This is a genomic window from Candidatus Tisiphia endosymbiont of Mystacides longicornis (assembly GCF_964031095.1).
GTDB lineage: Bacteria > Pseudomonadota > Alphaproteobacteria > Rickettsiales > Rickettsiaceae > Tisiphia.
Window position 1 is genome coordinate 965898 of sequence record NZ_OZ035004.1, and the last position, 21834, is coordinate 987731.

The 21834-nt window shown below is 33.6% G+C and carries 20 protein-coding genes, 1 tRNA gene, 1 rRNA gene and 1 pseudogene; 12 read left to right on the forward strand and 11 right to left on the reverse strand.

What is annotated here, in order from left to right:
* Positions 1 to 69 precede the first annotated feature (69 nt).
* The 10 genes and pseudogenes from ACQH6S_RS04925 to ACQH6S_RS04970 all read right to left on the reverse strand — a co-directional run bounded on the left by ACQH6S_RS04925 (position 70) and on the right by ACQH6S_RS04970 (position 10013).
* Complete coding sequence (locus ACQH6S_RS04925; protein WP_425360573.1) at positions 70 to 699, reverse strand: hypothetical protein; 630 nt, start codon at positions 697 to 699, stop codon at positions 70 to 72.
* A complete protein-coding gene (locus ACQH6S_RS04930; protein ID WP_425360572.1) occupies positions 689 to 1732 on the reverse strand; it encodes a hypothetical protein in 1044 nt (347 codons plus the stop codon). Before ACQH6S_RS04930 ends, ACQH6S_RS04925 begins: the two co-directional genes overlap by 11 nt.
* A gap of 297 nt (positions 1733 to 2029) precedes the next feature.
* On the reverse strand, positions 2030 to 2593 hold the full coding sequence (locus ACQH6S_RS04935; RefSeq protein ID WP_425360571.1) for a phospholipase D family protein: 564 nt from the start codon (positions 2591 to 2593) through the stop codon (positions 2030 to 2032).
* Positions 2594 to 2632: 39 nt separating this feature from the next.
* Positions 2633 to 3541 (reverse strand): lipoyl synthase, encoded by a 909-nt coding sequence (gene lipA / locus ACQH6S_RS04940; protein WP_341759364.1) that lies wholly within the window; start codon positions 3539 to 3541, stop codon positions 2633 to 2635.
* A gap of 13 nt (positions 3542 to 3554) precedes the next feature.
* Complete coding sequence (locus tag ACQH6S_RS04945) at positions 3555 to 4550, reverse strand: Mrp/NBP35 family ATP-binding protein (RefSeq protein ID WP_341759363.1); 996 nt, start codon at positions 4548 to 4550, stop codon at positions 3555 to 3557.
* A 403-nt stretch (positions 4551 to 4953) separates the two neighbouring features.
* Positions 4954 to 5487 carry a hypothetical protein gene (locus ACQH6S_RS04950; RefSeq protein ID WP_425360570.1) on the reverse strand — a complete coding sequence of 178 codons (534 nt, stop codon included), beginning with the start codon at positions 5485 to 5487 and terminating at the stop codon, positions 4954 to 4956.
* Positions 5488 to 5618: 131 nt separating this feature from the next.
* A pseudogene (locus ACQH6S_RS04955) lies at positions 5619 to 6643 on the reverse strand (Rpn family recombination-promoting nuclease/putative transposase).
* A 40-nt stretch (positions 6644 to 6683) separates the two neighbouring features.
* Positions 6684 to 7616 carry an Rpn family recombination-promoting nuclease/putative transposase gene (locus tag ACQH6S_RS04960; protein ID WP_425364381.1) on the reverse strand — a complete coding sequence of 311 codons (933 nt, stop codon included), beginning with the start codon at positions 7614 to 7616 and terminating at the stop codon, positions 6684 to 6686.
* A 40-nt stretch (positions 7617 to 7656) separates the two neighbouring features.
* A complete protein-coding gene (locus tag ACQH6S_RS04965) occupies positions 7657 to 8613 on the reverse strand; it encodes an Rpn family recombination-promoting nuclease/putative transposase (RefSeq protein WP_425364382.1) in 957 nt (318 codons plus the stop codon).
* Positions 8614 to 8648: 35 nt separating this feature from the next.
* Positions 8649 to 10013, reverse strand: coding sequence for a peptidoglycan DD-metalloendopeptidase family protein (locus tag ACQH6S_RS04970; RefSeq protein ID WP_425360567.1), 1365 nt, complete (start codon positions 10011 to 10013; stop codon positions 8649 to 8651).
* A 307-nt stretch (positions 10014 to 10320) separates the two neighbouring features.
* On the opposite strand from ACQH6S_RS04970, the gene ACQH6S_RS04975 reads away from it, so the two are divergent.
* The 7 genes from ACQH6S_RS04975 to cyoE all read left to right on the forward strand — a co-directional run bounded on the left by ACQH6S_RS04975 (position 10321) and on the right by cyoE (position 15832).
* On the forward strand, positions 10321 to 10830 hold the full coding sequence (locus ACQH6S_RS04975) for a DUF2155 domain-containing protein (protein WP_425364383.1): 510 nt from the start codon (positions 10321 to 10323) through the stop codon (positions 10828 to 10830).
* Between the two features lie 12 nt (positions 10831 to 10842).
* Complete coding sequence (locus tag ACQH6S_RS04980; protein WP_425364384.1) at positions 10843 to 12138, forward strand: O-antigen ligase family protein; 1296 nt, start codon at positions 10843 to 10845, stop codon at positions 12136 to 12138.
* Between the two features lie 116 nt (positions 12139 to 12254).
* On the forward strand, positions 12255 to 13073 hold the full coding sequence (gene mutM, locus ACQH6S_RS04985; protein WP_425360564.1) for a bifunctional DNA-formamidopyrimidine glycosylase/DNA-(apurinic or apyrimidinic site) lyase: 819 nt from the start codon (positions 12255 to 12257) through the stop codon (positions 13071 to 13073).
* Positions 13074 to 13221: 148 nt separating this feature from the next.
* A complete protein-coding gene (gene rpoZ, locus ACQH6S_RS04990) occupies positions 13222 to 13614 on the forward strand; it encodes a DNA-directed RNA polymerase subunit omega (protein ID WP_094649542.1) in 393 nt (130 codons plus the stop codon).
* On the forward strand, positions 13611 to 14012 hold the full coding sequence (acpS, locus tag ACQH6S_RS04995) for a holo-ACP synthase (RefSeq protein ID WP_250310675.1): 402 nt from the start codon (positions 13611 to 13613) through the stop codon (positions 14010 to 14012). The genes rpoZ and acpS overlap by 4 nt, the downstream gene beginning before the upstream one ends.
* A gap of 58 nt (positions 14013 to 14070) precedes the next feature.
* Positions 14071 to 14523, forward strand: coding sequence for a DUF1772 domain-containing protein (locus ACQH6S_RS05000; protein ID WP_094649544.1), 453 nt, complete (start codon positions 14071 to 14073; stop codon positions 14521 to 14523).
* 412 nt (positions 14524 to 14935) lie between these two features.
* The gene (gene cyoE, locus ACQH6S_RS05005; protein WP_425360563.1) at positions 14936 to 15832 is read left to right on the forward strand and encodes a heme o synthase; all 897 of its coding nucleotides are present in this window, start codon (positions 14936 to 14938) and stop codon (positions 15830 to 15832) included.
* Positions 15833 to 16065: 233 nt separating this feature from the next.
* Here cyoE and ACQH6S_RS05010 read toward each other — a convergent pair whose 3' ends face one another.
* Positions 16066 to 16323: a hypothetical protein gene (locus tag ACQH6S_RS05010; protein ID WP_375330254.1), complete on the reverse strand. Its 258-nt coding sequence runs from the start codon at positions 16321 to 16323 to the stop codon at positions 16066 to 16068.
* A gap of 268 nt (positions 16324 to 16591) precedes the next feature.
* Between ACQH6S_RS05010 and tolB the strand changes: the two genes are divergently transcribed.
* The 5 genes from tolB (at position 16592) to ACQH6S_RS05035 (ending at position 21577) form a co-directional block, all read left to right on the forward strand.
* Positions 16592 to 17914 carry a Tol-Pal system beta propeller repeat protein TolB gene (gene tolB, locus ACQH6S_RS05015; protein WP_425360857.1) on the forward strand — a complete coding sequence of 441 codons (1323 nt, stop codon included), beginning with the start codon at positions 16592 to 16594 and terminating at the stop codon, positions 17912 to 17914.
* A 20-nt stretch (positions 17915 to 17934) separates the two neighbouring features.
* Positions 17935 to 18010, forward strand: a tRNA-Thr gene (locus ACQH6S_RS05020).
* Positions 18011 to 18443: 433 nt separating this feature from the next.
* Entirely contained in the window at positions 18444 to 18704 is a 261-nt protein-coding gene (locus tag ACQH6S_RS05025; protein ID WP_425360562.1) for a monovalent cation/H+ antiporter complex subunit F, read from the forward strand.
* Positions 18704 to 19867 carry an FAD-dependent monooxygenase gene (locus ACQH6S_RS05030; protein ID WP_425360561.1) on the forward strand — a complete coding sequence of 388 codons (1164 nt, stop codon included), beginning with the start codon at positions 18704 to 18706 and terminating at the stop codon, positions 19865 to 19867. The genes ACQH6S_RS05025 and ACQH6S_RS05030 overlap by 1 nt, the downstream gene beginning before the upstream one ends.
* Before the next feature lie 207 nt (positions 19868 to 20074).
* A 16S ribosomal RNA gene (locus ACQH6S_RS05035) occupies positions 20075 to 21577 on the forward strand.
* Positions 21578 to 21834 lie beyond the last annotated feature (257 nt).

Here is a 21834-nt window from a genome sequence, read left to right on the forward strand (position 1 = left end):
TTTATTCGTCCACCCAAATATTTTAGGATATAAACTCGGAGGACAAAAAGCAATCATAATCATGATCTATCACGATTTAATGATTTGATCTTCCTTATTTTTTATAGTTTTGACTGCTGATATTGGAGTTATTTTTTTTATATTACTATTATCATTCTTTACTTGATAATCTTTGCGGAGTTTTTGTAATTCAGTTATAATATTCTTGTCATTTAATATATTTTTAAATTTTTGTTCTCTCTTGTTAAAAAAGATTTTTGGCAATGCGCCCTTTATAATATCACCTATTTCTGCAATTTTCTGTTTCCAATCTAATTTTTTATCAGCAATTTTAGCGGACTTTCTAACTATCGATCCGGCAACTTCTGTAATATCATAATACTTTCCATTTTTTGTAATCATAGGAGATAATATCGCTATTACATCCTTTTTCATTTCATTCTGATGAGCCGTAGTAATAACTTCCTTACCTTCCATCTGTGTTTTAAAATATTTTGCTAATTGTTCTTTAGCTGATTCAAAATATTCTTTCTCTAGAATATTAACTGCTAAATTGTTGCCACGTCTATTAGCAATTTCCAAAGGAGTATCACCGTTAAAGTCTTTTTTGGTTAAAAGCTCACGTCCTACAGGATATTTTTTTCTTTTTACCTTCTGTATAACAACCACTTGACATAATGCCTTTTTGTTAGTAATCATTAGGCGTCATAGACTCTCCAATTGGATATATCTCATTAAATCCATTTTGTACTAAGAAATCAATAGTCTCCTGGGGAAAATGTATGTTAAATATATTTTGATTATGGTCAAAATAAAGTTTGCTTAAATAATCATGCAACCTTGCTAGAGTTTCGACAGTACCACTACTGTTTCCTTGGTCTTTTAAAATACCTACAGATGAATTAATCTTTTCCACTAAATCATTTACAATTTTCCTTTCTATACTGGATTTACCTACTGGCTTTAATAAATCAGGATCATCTGAAATTGCGTCAATAACGCTGAACAATTGCCATATATTGTCTGAACCTAATGAAAGCTTTTGTTGTGCCTGATCACGAAATTTTTGATATTCAGAGTGATTAGACCTATAATATACCATACATGCTATGAGAGGCAGATCGCCCTTTTGTAAAGATATATGATTTTGACTTAGATTTTCTACTAGCGTTTGGGCTATTATAGCTGCTGTACAACCAATTTCTGAATTACCTGAATTACCAGACAATAGATTTATCATTGCACTTAATTCCTCATCTTTTATTGGAACAGCTGTGAAAAAGTTACTACGAGAGAAAGTACTAAGTTGCATAGAACTATTTACAGACATGCACTCTAGTTGCACATCTTGCACTTCTTGCGAATGATGACTATCCATTAAAATCAACATTCCTAAATTTGAACCATATTTAGGAACAATATCTTCTCTTGATTCATTTTTAAAGTAATTTAATAAATCTTCATTCTTGTGAATATATTCTAAAGCAGGATTATTATTGCTAAGACCTAGCACTTTTATTAACTCACAATTAGGAGTTGTTAGAGAACGATCACTTAAACATGCAGCTATTATTATTTTTGTAAAATGTTCTGGTACTTTCCTAGTATCTACAGTTACATTAACAACCTCTTCATTTTCCAAATAATTTATGATATTTTTATTTTGTTCGAGCCTTTGTACCATTTCATCATTTATTATAGCATCATATTGTATGTCTAGGTTATATTTCATAATCGTTCTCTTAGTCTATATTGTTTTTATTTGGTGGATATTTATGGTCAATGATCATTATTGATCTATAGATTCCATTATTAATGTCTTCTTATAGTTTATAATTTTAGTATGTCAAAATATTTCTGTTACAAACACTTATTTTTTTTCTACTTTACTGATGGAGATGGTTTACTATAGTCAATTGATGAGAAGTTGGTGACGTCGTCACTCGTCGCTCGCCTATTACTTATAGGCGTCGCTCCTGCTACCCAATTCCCCTGAATTGACTATAAAAGACGCCATTGACAGAGCCTATTAATTCTTTGCTCGACGACTAAGCCAACTTTGCAGATAAGTTTCTGCAATATCGCTATTCTCTATTAATAAAACGTTTTCAGCATTTCTATTATCAGCTGCGTTAGTAAAATTAAAGCTACCGGTAATCACCTTGCTTTTATCAATAATCATAATTTTGTTGTGAGCTATACCTGGTACTTTATCTATTGATACATCAATACCAGCTCGTTTTAATTCATGCATTTTAGAATATCTATCATGTAAGTTACTACGATCTAATAATATCCTTACTTCAACACCGTTTTGTTTCGCCTTAATTAATTTATCAACTATCTTTTGCGAAGTTAAGCCAAATGCTTGAATATAGATACTATCCTTAGCCTTAGATATTTCTTCTGCTATTAATGAGCCACAACCGGATGGAGGGGTAAAGCAGACATTCAAATTATCAGTTTCAGTATGAAAACTATGCCAAGAAGCTGTATCATTTATTTCATTATAGCCTACTCCGGTAGCAATACCGAGTAAAAATGATATTATCACTGATAATTTTGTATTATGCTTTTTAGATATTTTTTTCATTTTCTATAATGTTTACAGTAATTTTTGGATTTGATAGACTTATGCGGGAAGTCTAATATTATCCTTCAATTTTTGAAAATCCTCACCAGCATGATAAGAAGAACGAGTTAATGGACTGGCAGAAACCATTGAGAATCCTTTAACTTTGGCAACTCTTTCAAAATATTTAAATTCTTCTGGAGAAACATATCTATCAACTATAGCATGATTTTTGGTTGGTTGTAAATATTGCCCGATAGTTAAAAAATCAACTTTAGCTTCTCTTAAATCGTCCATTACTTGCATAATTTCATCGTTCGACTCTCCAAGACCAACCATCATACCTGATTTAGTAAAAATTTCAGGGTCTAATTTTTTTACATTATGCAAAAGACTTAGTGAATTGTAGTACCTAGCTCCTGGTCTAATAGTTTTGTATAAAGAAGGCACTGTTTCTACGTTATGATTATAAACGTCAGGTTTTGCTGATGCTATTATGTCAGCGGCTCCTTCTTTCTTAAGGAAATCGGGTGTTAAAACTTCAATTGTGGTACTAGGTGAAGCTAATCTTATTTCTTTGATACAATTGGCAAAATGTTCAGCTCCACCATCATCTAAATCATCTCGATCAACTGAAGTAATTACCACATGTTCAAGTCCTAATTTCATCACAGCTTGAGCTAATCTTTGTGGTTCATGCGGATCGAGTAAATCAGGGCGACCAGTTTTAACATTACAAAAACGGCAAGCACGAGTACAAACAGAGCCTAAAATCATAACTGTAGCGTGTTTTTTTGCCCAACATTCTCCGATATTAGGGCAGGCTGCTTCTTGACAGACTGTGTTTAATTTTAAATTTTCAATTATCTTTCTTGTCTCATGATATTGATACGAATTTGGTGCTTTAACCTTTATCCAATCAGGTCTTTTTATAGCTGGCACTTCTTCTATTTTGATTATGTTTGACATATAATCCTACTTATTAAACAAATTGTTTTATTGGTAGTTTAATTATATCGGTAAGACTAATACTATTGTCACAATTATAGGATAATTTTGGTTCAATAGGAATCTTACAGATTAAGGGTATATTATATTCTTTGGCAAAATTTTCTCCACTATTGCCACTAAATATCTCGATTTTCTTTCCTGAACTTGCTTCAACTAAATAGCTCATATTTTCTATAATACCTAAAATTGGTAAATTAAATTTTTTGTATAAATCAATCGACCTAACTACATCTATTGCCGCCATCTTTTGCGGAGTAGTTACTATTATTACTCCATCTAAGTGATAATTCTCTAAAATGCTTAAGTGAATATCACCAGTACCGGGTGGCATGTCAATAATTAAATAATCTAACTCCTGCCAATGAGTGAGAGATAATAGCTGGTAAATGGTTTTGCTAGCCATTGGACCACGCCACACAATAGCAGAATTATTCTGAATAAGAAATCCAATAGAAATAATTTCAATCCCCCGCGATTTTAAAGGGGTCATTTTATTATACACTATTTCTGGCACATCACTAATACCAAATATTTGTGGAATTGATGGTCCATAAATATCAGCATCTACTATTCCTACCTTATATCCTTCCAGATTTAGCTGCTCGGCTATCAATGCGGTTATAGTAGACTTGCCAACTCCCCCTTTACCAGATGCCACCAATATTACCTTTTTTACTCCATCAATGAAATGCCTAATTTTTGGACTAGTTGATTTTTTAGATAAATTTTTGCTACTAGTTAAAACTATAGTGATTTTGCCAATATTAGCTATTTCATTTAATTTATTGATAGCTTTAATTTTTATTTCATCAACTTCCTTAGGATCCTTGCCAAAAATATCAATTGCAAATCCAATATTTTTATCCTTAATTACAATATTAGATATAATATCGATTAATTTCGTATTGTCACTAAAGGTAATACTGGAAATTTTATTTAGTATTTGTTGCTGGTTTATATCAATCATCTTTTTTACAATAGGTTATTTTTTTGGTAGCTATAGTCAATGAGAAGTTGGTGACGTCTAGCACCCAATCCTTTTGAATTGACTATACTCTTATCCTTAGATAATTTTAGTATATACTAATTATGATATGCACTAAGTATTTTATGAAAAATATTTTTATTATTTTTATTCAGGTATTTTCTATATACTTAGTTAGAAAAGGAAGCAGTTTTAGAAGTCATTGTGGTAGCTTAAAAGTTGTAAAAAATAACCAATGTCATTAGACCTCTTGCATAACCTAATCTAATTGGTAATTTTGTTGTCAAAACTCGTCTCCGTTCCTCATGTACATCTTCGTCCGCTGCGGTATTCAACTTCGTTTTTCCTAAAAATTCCTCAGTTATCTTTAGGTTATGCAAGAGGTCTAATAGTATATGCATTTAATTTTCGATTCCATCTTTTGCCTTAAGGTTTTCTTATAACGTCTCACCGGACTAGTTTCATTTTTTCTTACATAAAAATATTCATCATCTTCAGGCATTCTAATGCCAATAGGTATATAATCTGGGTTAATACATGGGGTTTGACTAAAACAGTTAACACGCGGAGTGTCATGAATAGTTTGAGTTAAATCTGGACGCCATTTATTTAACGGTTCTTCACTAGATATTGAAAAAACAATTTCTCGTTTTTTCTTGTTATTAAACTTCTTTATAAGTCTGTCTATATCTTTTTTATCTTCCTTAAATAAAGGAAATTTAATAGGAGCAGGTATTCTTATTGTTTTGTTCATTTCGTTTTCATTAACTTTAGTTGGATTATCTTCTGCATACCCTGTTGTTGTATTAATCGATAAAACTAATACGATTAAGTTAGTTAATTGCTTAAACATAATTTTGATACCTATAGAGTTCTTAGTTGTTTGTAAATTATAGCTAACTTGATTAGCATTAAACACCGTGGCAATTAAAAAATTTCAGAAAAGTACAAGACGTTTTTTACCTAGACCACACAACTAGGTCGTGGCAATCCACATTCATTAGATTGCTTCGTTGCTACTAAAGTAATGCCTTGCTAATAAGTGCCAGTTTACTGTACTTTCAATAATTCATTGATTCTTGTAATAGATAATCTAGTCATTCTTGCTACTTCCTCAATAGAGTTACCATTGTTTATCATCATTTTTATTAATTTAGCTTCACCCTCGGCTCTACCTCTAGCTTCTCCGATTTGAATCCCTTCTTCTTTCCATACTTGAGCTATACTAGGCATAAGTTCTTCTCCTTTTTCTTTAGTTAAACTATTTTTTAATATTTTTTCTAACTCTATTTTATCATTTTGCTCAATAAAGGTCAAAGTATAGCTCAATAGATTTCTTATATGGTCATGGTCTATTGTTATTTTACTCAATTTAGGCAAGAGATGAGAGATTTCTTGCCATCTTTTCAGTAATTGACGTTCGTGGATGTGTTTGAGGAAAAATAACAAAATCCCAGACCATATTTTTTTCTTGAGTTCTTCATCGGGGATGTCATGTACGTTAATAAGCTGACAATCATTTGTCCAGAAGCCTCTGGCTAAATCTGGATGGCTAAATAAATTTCATATATTGAGCGATGCGTTATATTTCTTCTTGCCATTATAAAGTATTAAGGGATAAATTAATGGAAGGCTTTTATAGTCAATTGATGAGAAGTTGGTGACGTCGTCACTCGTCGCTCGCCTATTACTTATAGGCGTCGCTCCATCGTTCCTAGCCCCAAATTCTCCTGAATTGACTATAGCTTTAGGATTAGTAGTTAAATATAGATCACAAATATTAATCATATATTTAAATAACCTAAATGCCATCATTTTATCAACAGTACTTTGATGTTCCAATAGCAAAAAAATATAGCCATCTTGATCATTAAACTTAACAGAAAATAATACATCAGAAATAGTTTCAGAAAGGTCTGCTCAATAAAACTATCTTTTTCTAATTTTAAAGATGTACTATCGATTAAAGCCAGCACATCTTTAGGCAAATGAGTTGCCAAAAACTCTTTAGCAACTATGGGATTCTCCATAGATTTGCGAAAGATTTCGTCATGTTTTGGCTTGTCTGAAGTCATAATAAAATTTGCTTATATAGCTAATCTAATAATTCATTACTTATTGTACTTTCAGTAATTCATTGATTCTTGTAATAGATAATCTAGTCATTCTTGCTACTTCCTCAATAGAGTTACCATTGTTTATCATCATTTTTATTAATTTAGCTTCACCCTCGGCTCTACCCTCGGCTCTACCTCTAGATTCTCCGATTTGAATCCCTTCTTCTTTCCATACTTGAGCTATACTAGGCATAAGTTCTTCTCCTTTTTCTTTAGTTAAACTATTTTTTAATATTTTTTCTAACTCTATTTTATCATTTTGCTCAATAAAGGTCAAAGTATAGCTCAATAGATTTCTTATATGGTCATAGCCTATTGTTATTTTACTCAATTTAGGCAAGAGATAAGAGATTTCTTGCCATCTTTTCAGTAATTGACGTTCGTGGATGTGCTTGAGGAAAAATAACAAAATCCCAGACCATATTTTTTTCTTGAGTTCTTCATCGGGGATGTCATGTACGTTAATAAGCTGACAATCATTTGTCCAAAAGCCTCTGGCTAAATCTGGATGGCTAAATAAATTCCATATATTAAGAGGTGCGTTATATTTCTTCTTGCCATTATAAATTATTAGGGGATAAATTACTGGAAGGCATTTAGCTTTAGGATTAGTAGTTAAATATCGATCACAAATATTAATCATATATTTAAATAACCTAAACGCCATCATTTTATCAACAGTACTTTGATGTTCCAATAGCAAAAAAATATAGCCATCTTGATCATTAAACTTAACAGAAAATAATACATCAGAAATAGTTTCAGAAAGGTCTGGCTCAATAAAACTATCTTTTTCTAATTTTAAAGATGTGCTATCGATTAAAGCCAGTACATCTTTAGGCAAATGAGTTGCCAAAAACTCTTTAGCAACTATAGGATTCTCCATAGATTTGCGAAAGATTTCGTCATGTTTTGGCTTGTCTAGAGTCATAATAAAATTTGCTTATATAGCTAATCTAATAATTCATTACTTATTGTACTTTCAGTAATTCATTGATTCTTGTAATAGATAATCTAGTCATTCTTGCTACTTCCTCAATAGAGTTACCATTGTTTATCATCATTTTTATTAATTTAGCTTCACCCTCGGCTCTACCCTCGGCTCTACCCTCGGCTCTACCCTCGGCTCTACCTCTAGATTCTCCGATTTGAATCCCTTCTTCTTTCCATACTTGAGCTATACTAGGCATAAGTTCTTCTCCTTTTTCTTTAGTTAAACTATTTTTTAATATTTTTTCTAACTCTATTTTATCACTTTGCTCAATAAAGGTCAAAGTATAGCTCAATAGATTTCTTATGTGGTCATGGCCTATTGTTATTTTACTCAATTTAGGCAAGAGATGAGAAATTTCCTGCCATCTTTTCAGTAATTGACGTTCGTGGATGTGTTTGAGGAAAAATAACAAAATTCCAGACCATACTTTTTTCTTGAGTTCTTCATCGGGGATGTCATGTACGTTAATAAGCTGATAATCATTTGTCCAAAAGCCTCTGGCTAAATCTGGATGGCTAAATAAATTCCATATATTGAGCGATGCGTTATATTTCTTCTTGCCATTATAAATTATTAGGGGATAAATTACTGGAAGGCGTTTAGCTTTAGGATTAGTAGTTAAATATCGATCACAAATATTAATCATATATTTAAATAACCTAAATGCCATCATTTTATCAACAGTACTTTGATGTTCCAATAACAAAAAAATATAGCCATCCTGATCATTAAACTTAACAGAAAATAATACATCTGAAATAGTTTCAGAAAGGTCTGGCTCAATAAAACTATCTTTTTCTAATTTTAAAGATGTGCTATCGATTAAAGCCAACACATCTTTCGGCAAATGAGTTGCCAAAAACTCTTTAGCAACTATAGGATTCTCCATAGATTTGCGAAAGATTTCGTCATGTTTTGGCTTGTCTGAAGTCATAATAACTTAAATTATAGAGCTTCTTTGATAAAATTTTAAAGAAATTTCGTTGCTGAATTTTCAGTAATTTCTGATTTACTATCAAGTTCACTACTTAAAGACCTTATACTATTTTTAAATTGCTTAAATTGTGCCAATTGCTTGCCGCTAAGTTCTATACCAGGGGTAGATTTAACATGCATAGGGTTTACGTTTTTACCACTTATTTTAACTTCATAATGTAAATGTGCTCCAGTAGTCCTACCAGTACTACCGACATATGCAATTACTTGCCCTTGTTTCACTATACTTCCTGGTTTAAGGTTTTTAGCAAAATTAGAAGCGTGGGCATAAGCAGTTGATAAATTCTGACTATGTTTAATTTGTATGAATTTCCCGTAACCAGATTTCCAGCCTATCTCAGTTATCACCCCATTACCTGCCGCATAAATTGCCGTACCAGTTGGAGCTGCAAAATCAACTCCTTTATGCATTTTGGTATAACCTAAAGTAGGATGATGTCTATTACCATAATGTGAGGAAACTCTAACTAATTTGATAGGGGTTCTAAGCAAACTTCTTTTAACACTTTTACCATCTTCGGAAAAGAAATCATGATTATTTGCTGTATTATTTGGAGAATATCGAAAAATATTATACTCCTTACCGGATAAATTAAGTGATACATATAGAACCTTACCATGATGGGAAAATTTACCATCTTTGGTAACAAATTTCTCAGTGATAACAGTTACCGTGTCACCATTTTTAATTTGACGTTGAAAATCAATTTGATAACTATACGAATTAATCATTTCACTTATACTATTACTTGATAACCCTAAAGATTTTAAAGCTGACATAAAGTTTGAATTAATAACTACCGACGATTTGGTTAGGAGCTTATTGAAAACTTTGGTTACGTCTTTCGCAAGAAGGTCTTCACCTTCTCTAATAATTTCTAGAGATTTGATTTTATCATACGCTATAGTTAGTTTTTTCAATGTACGTGACTCGGAAGCAAGGTCTTGATCATCTTGTTCGATAAGTTTTGTTTCATAATCAAAAACCAGTTGTTGCCCTATCTTTAAAGATGATCCAATATTTTTGTCTCTTGCTATTTTTATAATTTGGGTTATTTCTTTACTTGGAATTTGTTGATGCAAAAGTATTGCTTTTAATGTATCACCTTTTTTGACTGTAACAATTTGGGATATTTCATCCGATAGTTCTTTTAAGGGGTCAACTATTTCTGGTTCCGCTATGGTAATTGACATAGTATCATTAACGAATTTATTGATCGATGAAGATACAAAAGTAGCAAAGCCCATAAAAATAAATATAGACAAGTACGAAAAACCAGTCCTAAATTTAGATTTAATTTGTGGATTGGTTAATATAAGTTGGATAATAGCTTGCATTAAGTCTTACTCAAATGTATTAGGTTCTTAGGTGATTCAGGAAAAATTTATCCATAATCTGGTTTGGGATGGATAGTTTCCTTCAAATTCCTCAACATAAGTGACTTCTAAAAGAAGTCTTGATATAGCCAACTTCTCATCAATTGACTCTAATTATATATTAGTTACTCTACCAATATGGAGTATAGAAAAATAAATTACAATAAAAAAATGTAAATTTTTACATATACAATTTTATTACAAGGTAGTATAACTACCACTCCAATATAACTCAAAGAATTATTATTTCCGAATGCTACAAAAATTGATGAAACGTCTTATATTTACTAGTATAATCGGTTTTTTATGCGTTCTCTCTCCTTATGGACAAGCCGAAGACGTCGTTCAAGATGTAGAATTCTTCGATACTACCGATGAAGATAGTAACGAGTTAGAAATTAAAGCCTTAGAAATTAAAGACCGTCAAGTTAACGACAATAATTTATCCAATATACCAAATAATGCTGAAAATTCAGAATTAAAAATTTGCCAGCAGGGCAAAATTATTGCTTTAAATAAAATTACCGCAACATCAAAGGAAATGTTATTAAAGCTTAATGAACCACAATATTTTGGTAACATTCAAATTAAATTGCATAAATGTATAAAAAATCTTGATTCTTACAATGGAGATAATTACATGCTATTAACCATTACAGAACATAAGATTGATGAAGACCCTATGTTAATTTTCCAAGGATGGCTTATCTCATCAAGCATTTCAGTTTCCACCTTTGAGCATCCAATTTATGAAATTTTTGCTAAAGATTGTTTATAAGGATATTTAAGAATGATACAATCCATGATTTACGTGTTAGTAATGTTATTTCAAGCAGTTGGATTAATTTCCGGTTTCTCTGCAGCAGTAATAGTTCCTATTTGGTTATTAACTATATTAACCACTTTAAGAGGTAAAATTTTTGTTAATTTGCAATATGCTGCTGTTAAAAAAACTTTGCTATCCAATTGGAAATTGGAGTTACTATTTTGTCTTTGGTGTCTTGTAACAAATTTTTATTCACATAACTATCCTTCCTCTTTAGTTAATTATCTACAAGTTTCTTTAGTTATTCTAATAGGGTTTATCGTAAATAGCAATATTGATAAATTACCGATCAATGCAACCAAAATAAAAATATATTTTATTATAGGAATAGTGGCAGCAATTGCTCTATTCTTTATAGAATATCTATCTCATGGTATTATAACAAGAACCTTTCGTACTATTTTTCAGCCAAATTCTTCCGGTCAGTTCTTTTTATTCCTTCTTGATCGGGGCTGTTCTTTATTGTCAGTTCTTTCCTGGTTACTCATTGCTATACTGATACTATATCATAAATATCTATTGGCACTAATATATTATCTGTTAATTTTTTATTTATTATTTATCTCAGATAGTTTGGCAAGCTTTTTAGCATTTACCGTAGGTGGGTTAGTATTTTTAACAAATAGGCTGTTAGCAACCAAAGCATTGCAATCTATTTTTTTGAAATTATTTACCTTGGCTATGCTCATCGGTTCGATAATGATGCCGATAATTAGCTATAAAATACAACCATATTATGCATTAGAGAACTATGCTAAATTTCTACCTGATACTGCTAAGCATCGGGTGTTTATTTGGCACTTTGTTGCCAAGCAAATTATCAAGAAACCAATTTTGGGCTATGGATTTGCTTCGTCAAGAAATTTTAAAGTTGATAAAGAACAAATGGTTAGCTATCATCAATGGACTTGGTCACCATTACCTCTACACCCACATAATAATATAATGCAAATTTTATTTGAAACGGGCTTAATAGGTTTGATACTATTTTTATCTTTAATTTATAAATATATTCAAAAAATTAGTAATATAAGCTTAGTGCAGTCCTCTAAATATGATAAGATGAATCTAGCAAGTAAGGAAATAGATATAGATACGTTAAATTATAAGTCTGTTGCCTATGCTTGCTTTATAAATTATTATATAATAGGTATGATCTCATTTAATATTTGGCAAGTATGGTGGGTTTGCAGTGCCTTTGGGGCGATTATTTTGCTTAAATTACTATTACGTCGATCAGTGACAAATATAGTCAATTGATGAGAATTAGGTAGTAGGATCGATGACAGCCATTGTCAAATATTTTATTTCGACTATTAGTGCTAAGTTGTTTATGTGATATACATAATAAATTAAAATAGTAATAAAATGTAAAAATGCCAGAACTTCCTGAGGTTGAAACATTAAGACGCTGCCTAGAACAACGAATAATAGGGGCTACCATTAATAAGCTGGATAAAAGGCGGGATAATATACGTTATAGACTGAGCGAGCAGTTAGAGTCAGATGTAAAATCAGCAAAAATTATCGCCCTAAGGCGTAGGGCAAAATATTTGCTAATTGATCTAGATAATTATTACTCGATTATTGTCCATCTTGGTATGACTGGCAGGTTAACACTACAACTTAGCGATTATCAGATACAAAAGCATGATCATATTATTCTCTTTTTGGGGAGTTGTAAAAAATTAGTTTTTAATGATTCACGACGTTTCGGTATGATTTATACCGGGCAAACAAAGCTCCTTGAAGAAACATTTTTAGCAAATTTAGGCGTAGAACCTTTGTCAGAGGATATGTCGTATGAGTATCTAGAAATGAAATTGCTGAATCGCTCTGTTCCGATAAAAAACCTGCTAATGGATAATAGGATTATTGTCGGTGTTGGGAATATATATGCCTCTGAAAGTCTTTTTGTGGCTAGAATACATCCAGGTAGACTGGGTAGTAGTTTATCAAATAACGAAATAAGTAATTTGTTGTTAGCCGTCAAACATGTTTTAACAAAAGCCATATCAGCAGGCGGGACAACTCTCAAGGATTTTGTTAGCGGTGATAGTAAACCTGGTTATTTCCAACAAGAATTACAGGTCTATGCCCGAGAAAATCAGAAATGTTTGAACTGCCAGGGAATAATAAGGAAAATAAAGCAATCCGGTAGGGCTAGTTTTTATTGTGCCACTTGCCAAAAATAAGCTTCTTCACAATGACGAGATATATATGATCTGTAAATGCCATGCGTAAGGTGAGTAAATAAATAAAAATTCTATCCTTGAAATCTACTTAGTTACTTAGTATACTTAGTACAATTAGTTGGATTTTATAAAATAAAAAGAGAGGGTTATGGCTAGGATAACGATTGAAGATTGCATTGGGAAAATTCATGATAGGTTTGAGTTGGTAGCTCTATCGTCTCAAAGAGCAAATGATATAAATTCTGGCAGTAAGATGACTATTAATAACGTTAAAGGTGATAAGGCAACTGTGCTGGCATTACGTGAAATAGCGGCTGGTTATGTAACAGTTTGTTCTTTAAAATCTCAGTTACTAAAACGCCTTCGAACAAAAAATAGAGTCGATCCTATTGATGAAGAAAATCCCGATGCTTCTCTTGATGCTGTTGCAGAAGATTTTGACTATTTACCAAGTGGTGCAGATATCAGTATTACTGAAGATTATTCTGATTTAGATGATCAAGTATTTGATGATAATATAAGTGATAATGAACAAAAATGATTCTTGGCATTGGTACAGATATAGTACAAATTCCAAGAATAGAGAGGATATTAAACCTATATGGTCAACGTTTTATAGATAAAATTCTTTCTAAAAAGGAAGTACAAAAGCTAAGTTCTCTAAGTAAAGATCAACATGGTTGTTTCTTGGCAAGAAGGTTTGCAGCAAAAGAAGCAATTAGCAAAGCCCTTGGCGTTGGGATTGGCAGAAATTTACAATTTAAAAATATCTCTGTATTAAATGATGATTTAGGAAAGCCATTTGTATCGATTTATCATCATGAAAATCAGAGCAAATTTGGACAAAATTCTGGACAAAATTTTGAACAAATTAAAATTCATTTGTCTATTTCAGATGATTACCCAACTTCCGTAGCGTTTGCAATCGCTACATCTTAGGTATATAGAGGTCTGGAAGTTGTTTTAATTAAATAAAAATACTAAAAAAGGGGGTATCATGCCAAAAATTATAGAGCTAGTAGCATTAATAGCAATAAGTATCTTTGCCGGTGGTTGTATTGTTATTGGTTTAGTATTAGTACCATTTTGGCAAAGTATGAATCCTACCGATTTTTTGTCATATTTTTCCAGTTGGTCTTTTACAATTGGTGCTACAATGTTAACTATTGGACTAATAGCTCAATGCTCTGTAATATTGGCATTAATGCAAAATAAAATTGGCAAGAGACGTAACTTATGGTGTACATCTGCAGTATCGCTAGGTATGACATTTGTGTTATTTTTTGTATATTTTGTCAAAGCAAATGCAGGATTTGCTCATAGTACAATTGATCCTTTGCAAGTAGTTTATGAATTAAAACTATGGGAATTGATGCATTGGCTACGCGTAGGACTTATTTTGCTTTCAACCTTATTAGCTATTATAGCATTAGTTGATAAAAGTGAATAAAAGCAATAATAATTAGGTAGCAGGAGTGATGGAGTGCATAAGCGTCAGTTTAAGAAAATAAAGTAGAAAAGTAGTCATTGCGAGACCACGCAAGTAGGTCGTGGCAATCCATAAAAGTAACCAAAGATGGATTGCCACGACCTACTTGCGTGGTCTCGCAATGACTACTTTTCTACTTTATTTTCTTAAACTGACGCTTATGCGATGGAGCGACGCCTATGAAGTAATAGGTGAGTATTGAGCGACGACGTTACCAATTTCTCATCAATTGACTATAATTTTGTTCACAGAGTATCAAGGTTGTTATGAGTAAAATATTAATCCCCCCCTTCAGTTTAGAGTCCGGTATAGTCAATTCAGGGGAATTTGGTGCTAGGAACGATGGGGCGACGCCTATAAGTAATGGGCGAGCATGAGTAAGGACGTCACCAACTTCTCATCAATTGACTATAATAGCTCGGTTATGGACTATATTATGCTGATGAAACCTAGAGTGATGGCACTTGTGGTATTTACCAGCTTTTCTGGTCTATGGCTTGCTTCAGGCGTAATTCATCCATTTATAGCGTGTATTGCTATGCTCTGTATTACGCTTGGAGCTGGTAGTAGTGCAGCTATTAATATGTGGTATGATAGAGATATTGATGCCATAATGAAACGTACGCAAAATAGACCTCTAGTTACCGGGGTTATAGAACCACAGGACGCTTTAGCTTTTGGTGTGGTTGTTGCCTTCTTTTCAGTTTTTCTGATGGGTCTTTGTGTTAATCTGCTATCGGCTTTATTGTTATTAATAACCATATTATATTATGTCTTCATTTATACTATGTGGCTAAAACGTTCAACCATGCAAAATATAGTTATTGGTGGGGTGGCGGGTGCATTACCGCCTATGATTGGTTGGGCAACGGTGACTAATGAGATTTCTCTTGGCTCTTTTTCTTTATTTATGATTATTTTAACTTGGACACCACCGCATTCTTGGGCATTGGCAATTTTTCGTTCAGAAGACTACAAAAATTGTGATGTTCCGATGATGCCGGTAGTAAAGGGAGATTATTATACTAAGAAGCAAATTCTTGCCTATAGTATAATTATGTTTATTACTACATTTATGCCATTTTGCTTAGGAATAAGTAATCATTTATATTTGCTTACGGCATTTATATTAGGTCTAATTTTTCTATATTATGCTGTTTCTTTGTTTCGTGATAAAGATAATAAACAGGCTAAGAAATTATTTGCCTATTCAATATTTTATCTTTTCAGTATTTTTTTAACATTGGATTTCTTTCGAAATTATAGCTAATCTGACTAATTGATTGTCGGAGATAATTAATTAAGTGCTGTTTTATACTCCAATAACTAAATATTCTTTTGGCAGTTAGAAAGAATAGAAGATAAGTTAATTTAATGTCCAGTTACAACTTGTCTGGATATATTTTTGTAGGAATTCAGCGAATTAATTTAATATCTGCATTATTTAATTGTAGTTGAGTCCAAACCCTATCAGCAGTGTATATGGGTATGAGTAATGCGGTATTATTCACGCTTTGCCTCTAAACGTCTCATGGCTATTAGCTCATCAACAAGGGAAACATTTTGATTAGTGGCATTAATATGGTTTCTCACCTTTGTTTGTAGTTTGGATAAAGCTTGATTAGGAGTGGTAATATAAATTGTCTCATCCTTCATATGTAATATAATGTCATCTCCTGCCATTAGATTAAGATTGTGACGAAAGATTGATGGAATAATGACTCTGCCACCATCCCCTAATTTTGTACGTATAACTTCCATAATATCCATGCTAGCAATTTGTGCATAATATAACATTTTATGCCACATATGTTGATTGTATCTTGATCATTTATGAATGTCAAATATTAGTATTCTTGCTGTCGATAACAAGGTATAAGCATCTCTTCATTATTTTTACAAAATTTATTATTTTTTACATTCTAATACTTAGTGTTTTACAATTTATCTGCTATAGTGTAGCTAATAAAATATAGCTAGTAAAAAAATTGATATAATTTGTTAAAAAATGATCTAGGTGGGATTAGTGATCAAGTATTTATTTGTTATACTATTAGTAGTTGCTAACTTTAATAGCTATGCAATAGAAACTATAGTTATAGAGCGTGGACATGTTGATCCAATGCCGATAGCCATCAATAAATTTGATGCAGATAATAGTGGCAATAGTGTAATTGGTGCTGATATAATTAGCGTAGTATCTAATGACCTAAAAAGTTCTGGTATGTTTCGTCCTATTTCTACTGCTTCTTTTATAGAACAGACTCTAGGAATAAAACATAAGCCTCTTTTTGCTGCTTGGCGACAAATTAATGCTAATCTGCTAATTAATGGTGAAGTTATCAAACTATCTTCTGGCAAGCTAAAGGTTAGTTTTATATTATGGGATGTAAGTTTAGAAAAAGATCTTATAGGTGAGGTTTTTGAAGTGTCAGCAAATTTATGGCGTAGGGTGGCACATAAAATAGCTGATAAAATTTATGAAAAAATTACTGGAGATTCAGGTTACTTTGATACGAGAATAGTGTATGTGTCAGAGAGTGGACCTTATCTAAAGCGAGTAAAGAAAATAGCTATGATGGATCATGATGGTGCTAATCACAAATATCTGTCAGATGGTAAAAATCTAGTTCTTACTCCAAGATTTTCGCCGCAAGCAGATAAAATTATGTATTTATCGTATGCACGAAAGCAAAAACCACATGTTTACATTCGTGATCTTAAAACGGGTAAAGAAAAATTGGTTGGTAATTTCCCTGGTATGTCCTTTGCTCCAAGATTTTCACCCCAGGGGGATAAGGCTATAATGTCAATGGCAAGAAATGGAGCTACCCATATTTTTGAAACTGATTTGAATAGTATGGTGACTAAACAATTGACCAATGGTATTGGTATTAATACTTCTCCTAGCTATTCACCGGATGGTAGTAAAATAGTTTTTAACTCTGATCGAAGTGGATCAAAGCAATTATATATTATGAATTCTGATGGTTCAAATGTTGAACGTATAAGTTTTGGCGGGGGAAATTATTATGCACCAAGTTGGTCACCTAGAGGGGATTATATAGCTTTTACTAAGATTTCTAGAGAGGGGTTTACCATTGGGGTGATGAAAGCTCTTGCTAATGGTGAGGAAAATAGTGAAAGAATTATAACTAGCGGGTATCTGGTTGAAAGTCCTTGCTGGTCAACCAATGGTAGGATAATTATGTTTGCTAAAGGTTGGCCTCCTAGAAACAAAGTAGCTGGGAGAAATCGTATATATTCCATTGATTTAACCGGTTATAATGAAAGAGAAATTATCACCCCTCAAGATGCTTCTGACCCAGAATGGTCAAAAATGTTAAACTAACGCAAGTTTATAAACATCTCGCCGGTATAGCTCAGTTGGCAGAGCGACGCATTCGTAACGCGTAGGTCGGAGGTTCGATTCCCTCTATCGGCACCATAAATATAGAAATACTTTATAGTCAATGTCTATTAGCGAGGAGGATCGTAGGTTGACGAAGCAATTGTAAGTTGTTACTCCCGCTTCCTCTTGTCATTCCCGCGTAGGCACATAAGCGTCAGTTTAAGAAAACAATAATTGAGAAACCGTCATTGCGAGGAGACCGTAAGGTCGACGAAGCAATCCAAAAATTATAATAAATCTGGATTGCTTCGTCGTGCGGTTTCCGCACTCCTCGCAATGACGTTTGAGGCGTATACACGTCATTGCGAGCGAATGTATGTGAGTGTAGCAATCTATTTTAATCATTTTTCTGGATTGCATCAATGCCACTAAAGTAGCTCTGAGCCATGACGTTTGAGGTCGTACATGTCATTGCGAGCGAACATATGTGAGCGTGGCAATCCATTTTTAATTAATTTAAATTAGGTCTATGATAAATCTTTATTTAATCATTAATATTTTATTTGTTGCTTTAATGATTTATTTATTGCTTAAAAATGGAAATATTTTTGTAAAACTCTTAGTGCTGAATAGTTTAACTAGTATAATGACTTTATTCATTTGTTTCCTTGGGTCATTTAAAATGAATAATTGTTATTTAGATATTGCTCTGATTTATTTTCTGTTAAGCTTTATAGCAAGCGGAGCATATTTAAAGTATTTTATTGGTCAGTCTAATAATGTAATGTAATGAAAAAAGAAATAGTAATATTAGGTTGTGGTTTAAGTGGTATGCTTACGGCATTATCATTTGCCAGGAAGAATATTAAAACTACGATCCTTGAGTGTCAATCAATAAACTCTAGCAGCTTTTGTGCTGATATCAGGACTACAGCCTTAACTCCTGCTTCTTCACGATTCCTAGAAGCTATTCGTTTGTGGTCTGAGATTGAACAGGTAGCTGGCAAAATGCTGGAAATTTATGTTGTGGATAATAAGGCACCAGAAATGTTGTGTTTGCCAAATATCAAAGGTAATGATGCATTAGGTTATATAGTAAAAAACAGTGAATTTAAGCAAATATTACTAGAAAATGTTAAAAAAAACTCATTAATCAACATAATTGATCAGTGTGGTTATCAAAAGATCGATAGTAAAGCTGATCATTCGATCATCTATTTAGATAATCAGAAAACTATAAATAGTGACTTATTGATTGTTTGTGATGGGCATAATTCTAAAGCCCGTCAATATTATTTCTTCAATAAAATAGAAAAATCATATAATCAAACTGCCTTGACATTTAATATTAGGCATAAGAAAAATCATGAAAATTGTGCTATTGAACATTTTATGCCATCTGGTCCTTTTGCCATTTTGCCTCTCAAGGATCAAAAAACCTCATCGATAGTATGGACTACCAGCCAAGAGCAGGCGGCGTTATTGACCAGTTTGCCGAGTGAAGAGTTTGAGTATTTGGTAAGTAGAAATTGTGGCAATTCTCTAGGAGCTATTGCGGTGGATAGTGATATTAGTTCTTTTCCTTTAAAAGCTCGTGTAACTAGTAAATATTTTCATAATAAAATAGTAGTAGTGGCAGATAGTGCACACGTAATTCATCCGCTAGCTGGTCAAGGCTTAAATCAGGGCATCAAAGATATTGAGACTTTAACTGGGTTAGTTGCAAGTAGTGGTACAAATGCAGCGGTACTAGAACGATATCAAAAATTAAGACAAAATGATAATTGTAATATGTATATGATTACTGAGAGTCTAAATAGTATTTTCTCAAATCATTCAAAACCCTTATGGTACCTAAGACGTTTAGGGCTTAAAGCTATTGATAATATAGATCCGATTAAGAATTTATTAAAACAATATGCTATGGGTAAAAGGTTTAATCTTAAAAATTAGAATGTTATTGTAAAAAAAATCAAAATAGCAGTTGACAGCATAGTAGATTTTGCATATGATTACCACACGAAAAGATGATTACTCATCAACTCGTAAGCTGTTTTTAAAAGTAAATAATCAGATATAGGTAGTGACAGCAAAATGTACTTATCACTTAAAGTGATAAATTAAACCTGTCAATTTTTTGAATAAAAAGTAGACAGAATCAAACTTGAGAGTTTGATCCTGGCTCAGAACGAACGCTTTCGGTATGCTTAACACATGCAAGTTGAACGGATTAATTTAGGGCTTGCTCTAAATTAGTTAGTAGCAGACGGGTGAGTAACACGTGGGAATCTGCCCATCAGTACGGAATAACATTTAGAAATAAATGCTAATACCGTATATTCTCTTCGGAGGAAAGATTTATCGCTGATGGATGAGCCCGCGTCAGATTAGGTAGTTGGTAGGGTAATGGCCTACCAAGCCAACGATCTGTAGCTGGTCTGAGAGGATGATCAGCCACACTGGGACTGAGACACGGCCCAGACTCCTACGGGAGGCAGCAGTGGGGAATATTGGACAATGGGCGAAAGCCTGATCCAGCAATACCGAGTGGGTGACGAAGGCCTTAGGGTTGTAAAGCCCTTTTCAGCAGGGAAGATAATGACGGTACCTGACCAAGAAAGCCCCGGCTAACTCCGTGCCAGCAGCCGCGGTAAGACGGAGGGGGCTAGCGTTGTTCGGAATTACTGGGCGTAAAGAGTGCGTAGGCGGTTTAGTAAGTTGGAAGTGAAAGCCCGAGGCTTAACCTCGGAACTGCTTTCAAAACTACTAATCTAGAGTGTAGTAGGGGATGATGGAATTCCTAGTGTAGAGGTGAAATTCTTAGATATTAGGAGGAACACCGGTGGCGAAGGCGGTCATCTAGGCTACAACTGACGCTGATGCACGAAAGCGTGGGGAGCAAACAGGATTAGATACCCTGGTAGTCCACGCCGTAAACGATGAGTGCTAGATATCGGGAGAAATTCTTTCGGTTTCGTAGCTAACGCATTAAGCACTCCGCCTGGGGAGTACGGTCGCAAGATTAAAACTCAAAGGAATTGACGGGGGTTCGCACAAGCGGTGGAGCATGCGGTTTAATTCGATGTTACGCGAAAAACCTTACCAACCCTTGACATGGTGGTCGCGGGAAGCAGAGATGCATCCCTTCAGTTCGGCTGGACCACACACAGGTGTTGCATGGCTGTCGTCAGCTCGTGTCGTGAGATGTTGGGTTAAGTCCCGCAACGAGCGCAACCCTCATTCTTATTTGCCAGCGGGTAATGCCGGGAACTATAAGGAAACTGCCGGTGATAAGCCGGAGGAAGGTGGGGACGATGTCAAGTCATCATGGCCCTTATGGGTTGGGCTACACGCGTGCTACAATGGTATCCACAGAGGGAAGCAATACGGTAACGTGGAGCAAATCCCTAAAAGATATCTCAGTTCGGATTGTTCTCTGCAACTCGAGAACATGAAGTTGGAATCGCTAGTAATCGCGGATCAGCATGCCGCGGTGAATACGTTCTCGGGCCTTGTACACACTGCCCGTCACGCCATGGGAGTTGGTTTTACCTGAAGGTGGTGAGCTAACGTAAGAGGCAGCCAACCACGGTAAAATTAGCGACTGGGGTGAAGTCGTAACAAGGTAGCCGTAGGGGAACCTGCGGCTGGATTACCTCCTTTAAAGACTTAATATAGCAAGTATTACTTTTGTAATATTTGCCTAAGTTCGACTTTCGCTGTCACTACCTTTAACTGATTGTTTATCAAATTTTTAAAAACAGCTCTTTCTTTGATTGTCATTCCGTTGCTATCAAGTTATAGCTCTGCCTAACTTGCTAAGGAAAAACATTATCTCCTATAGTTTCTTACTACTTACCTTACACATGGCATTTAAAAGTCATATAGAAAATAGCTTGTGTCCTTGCGATCCATAGTAC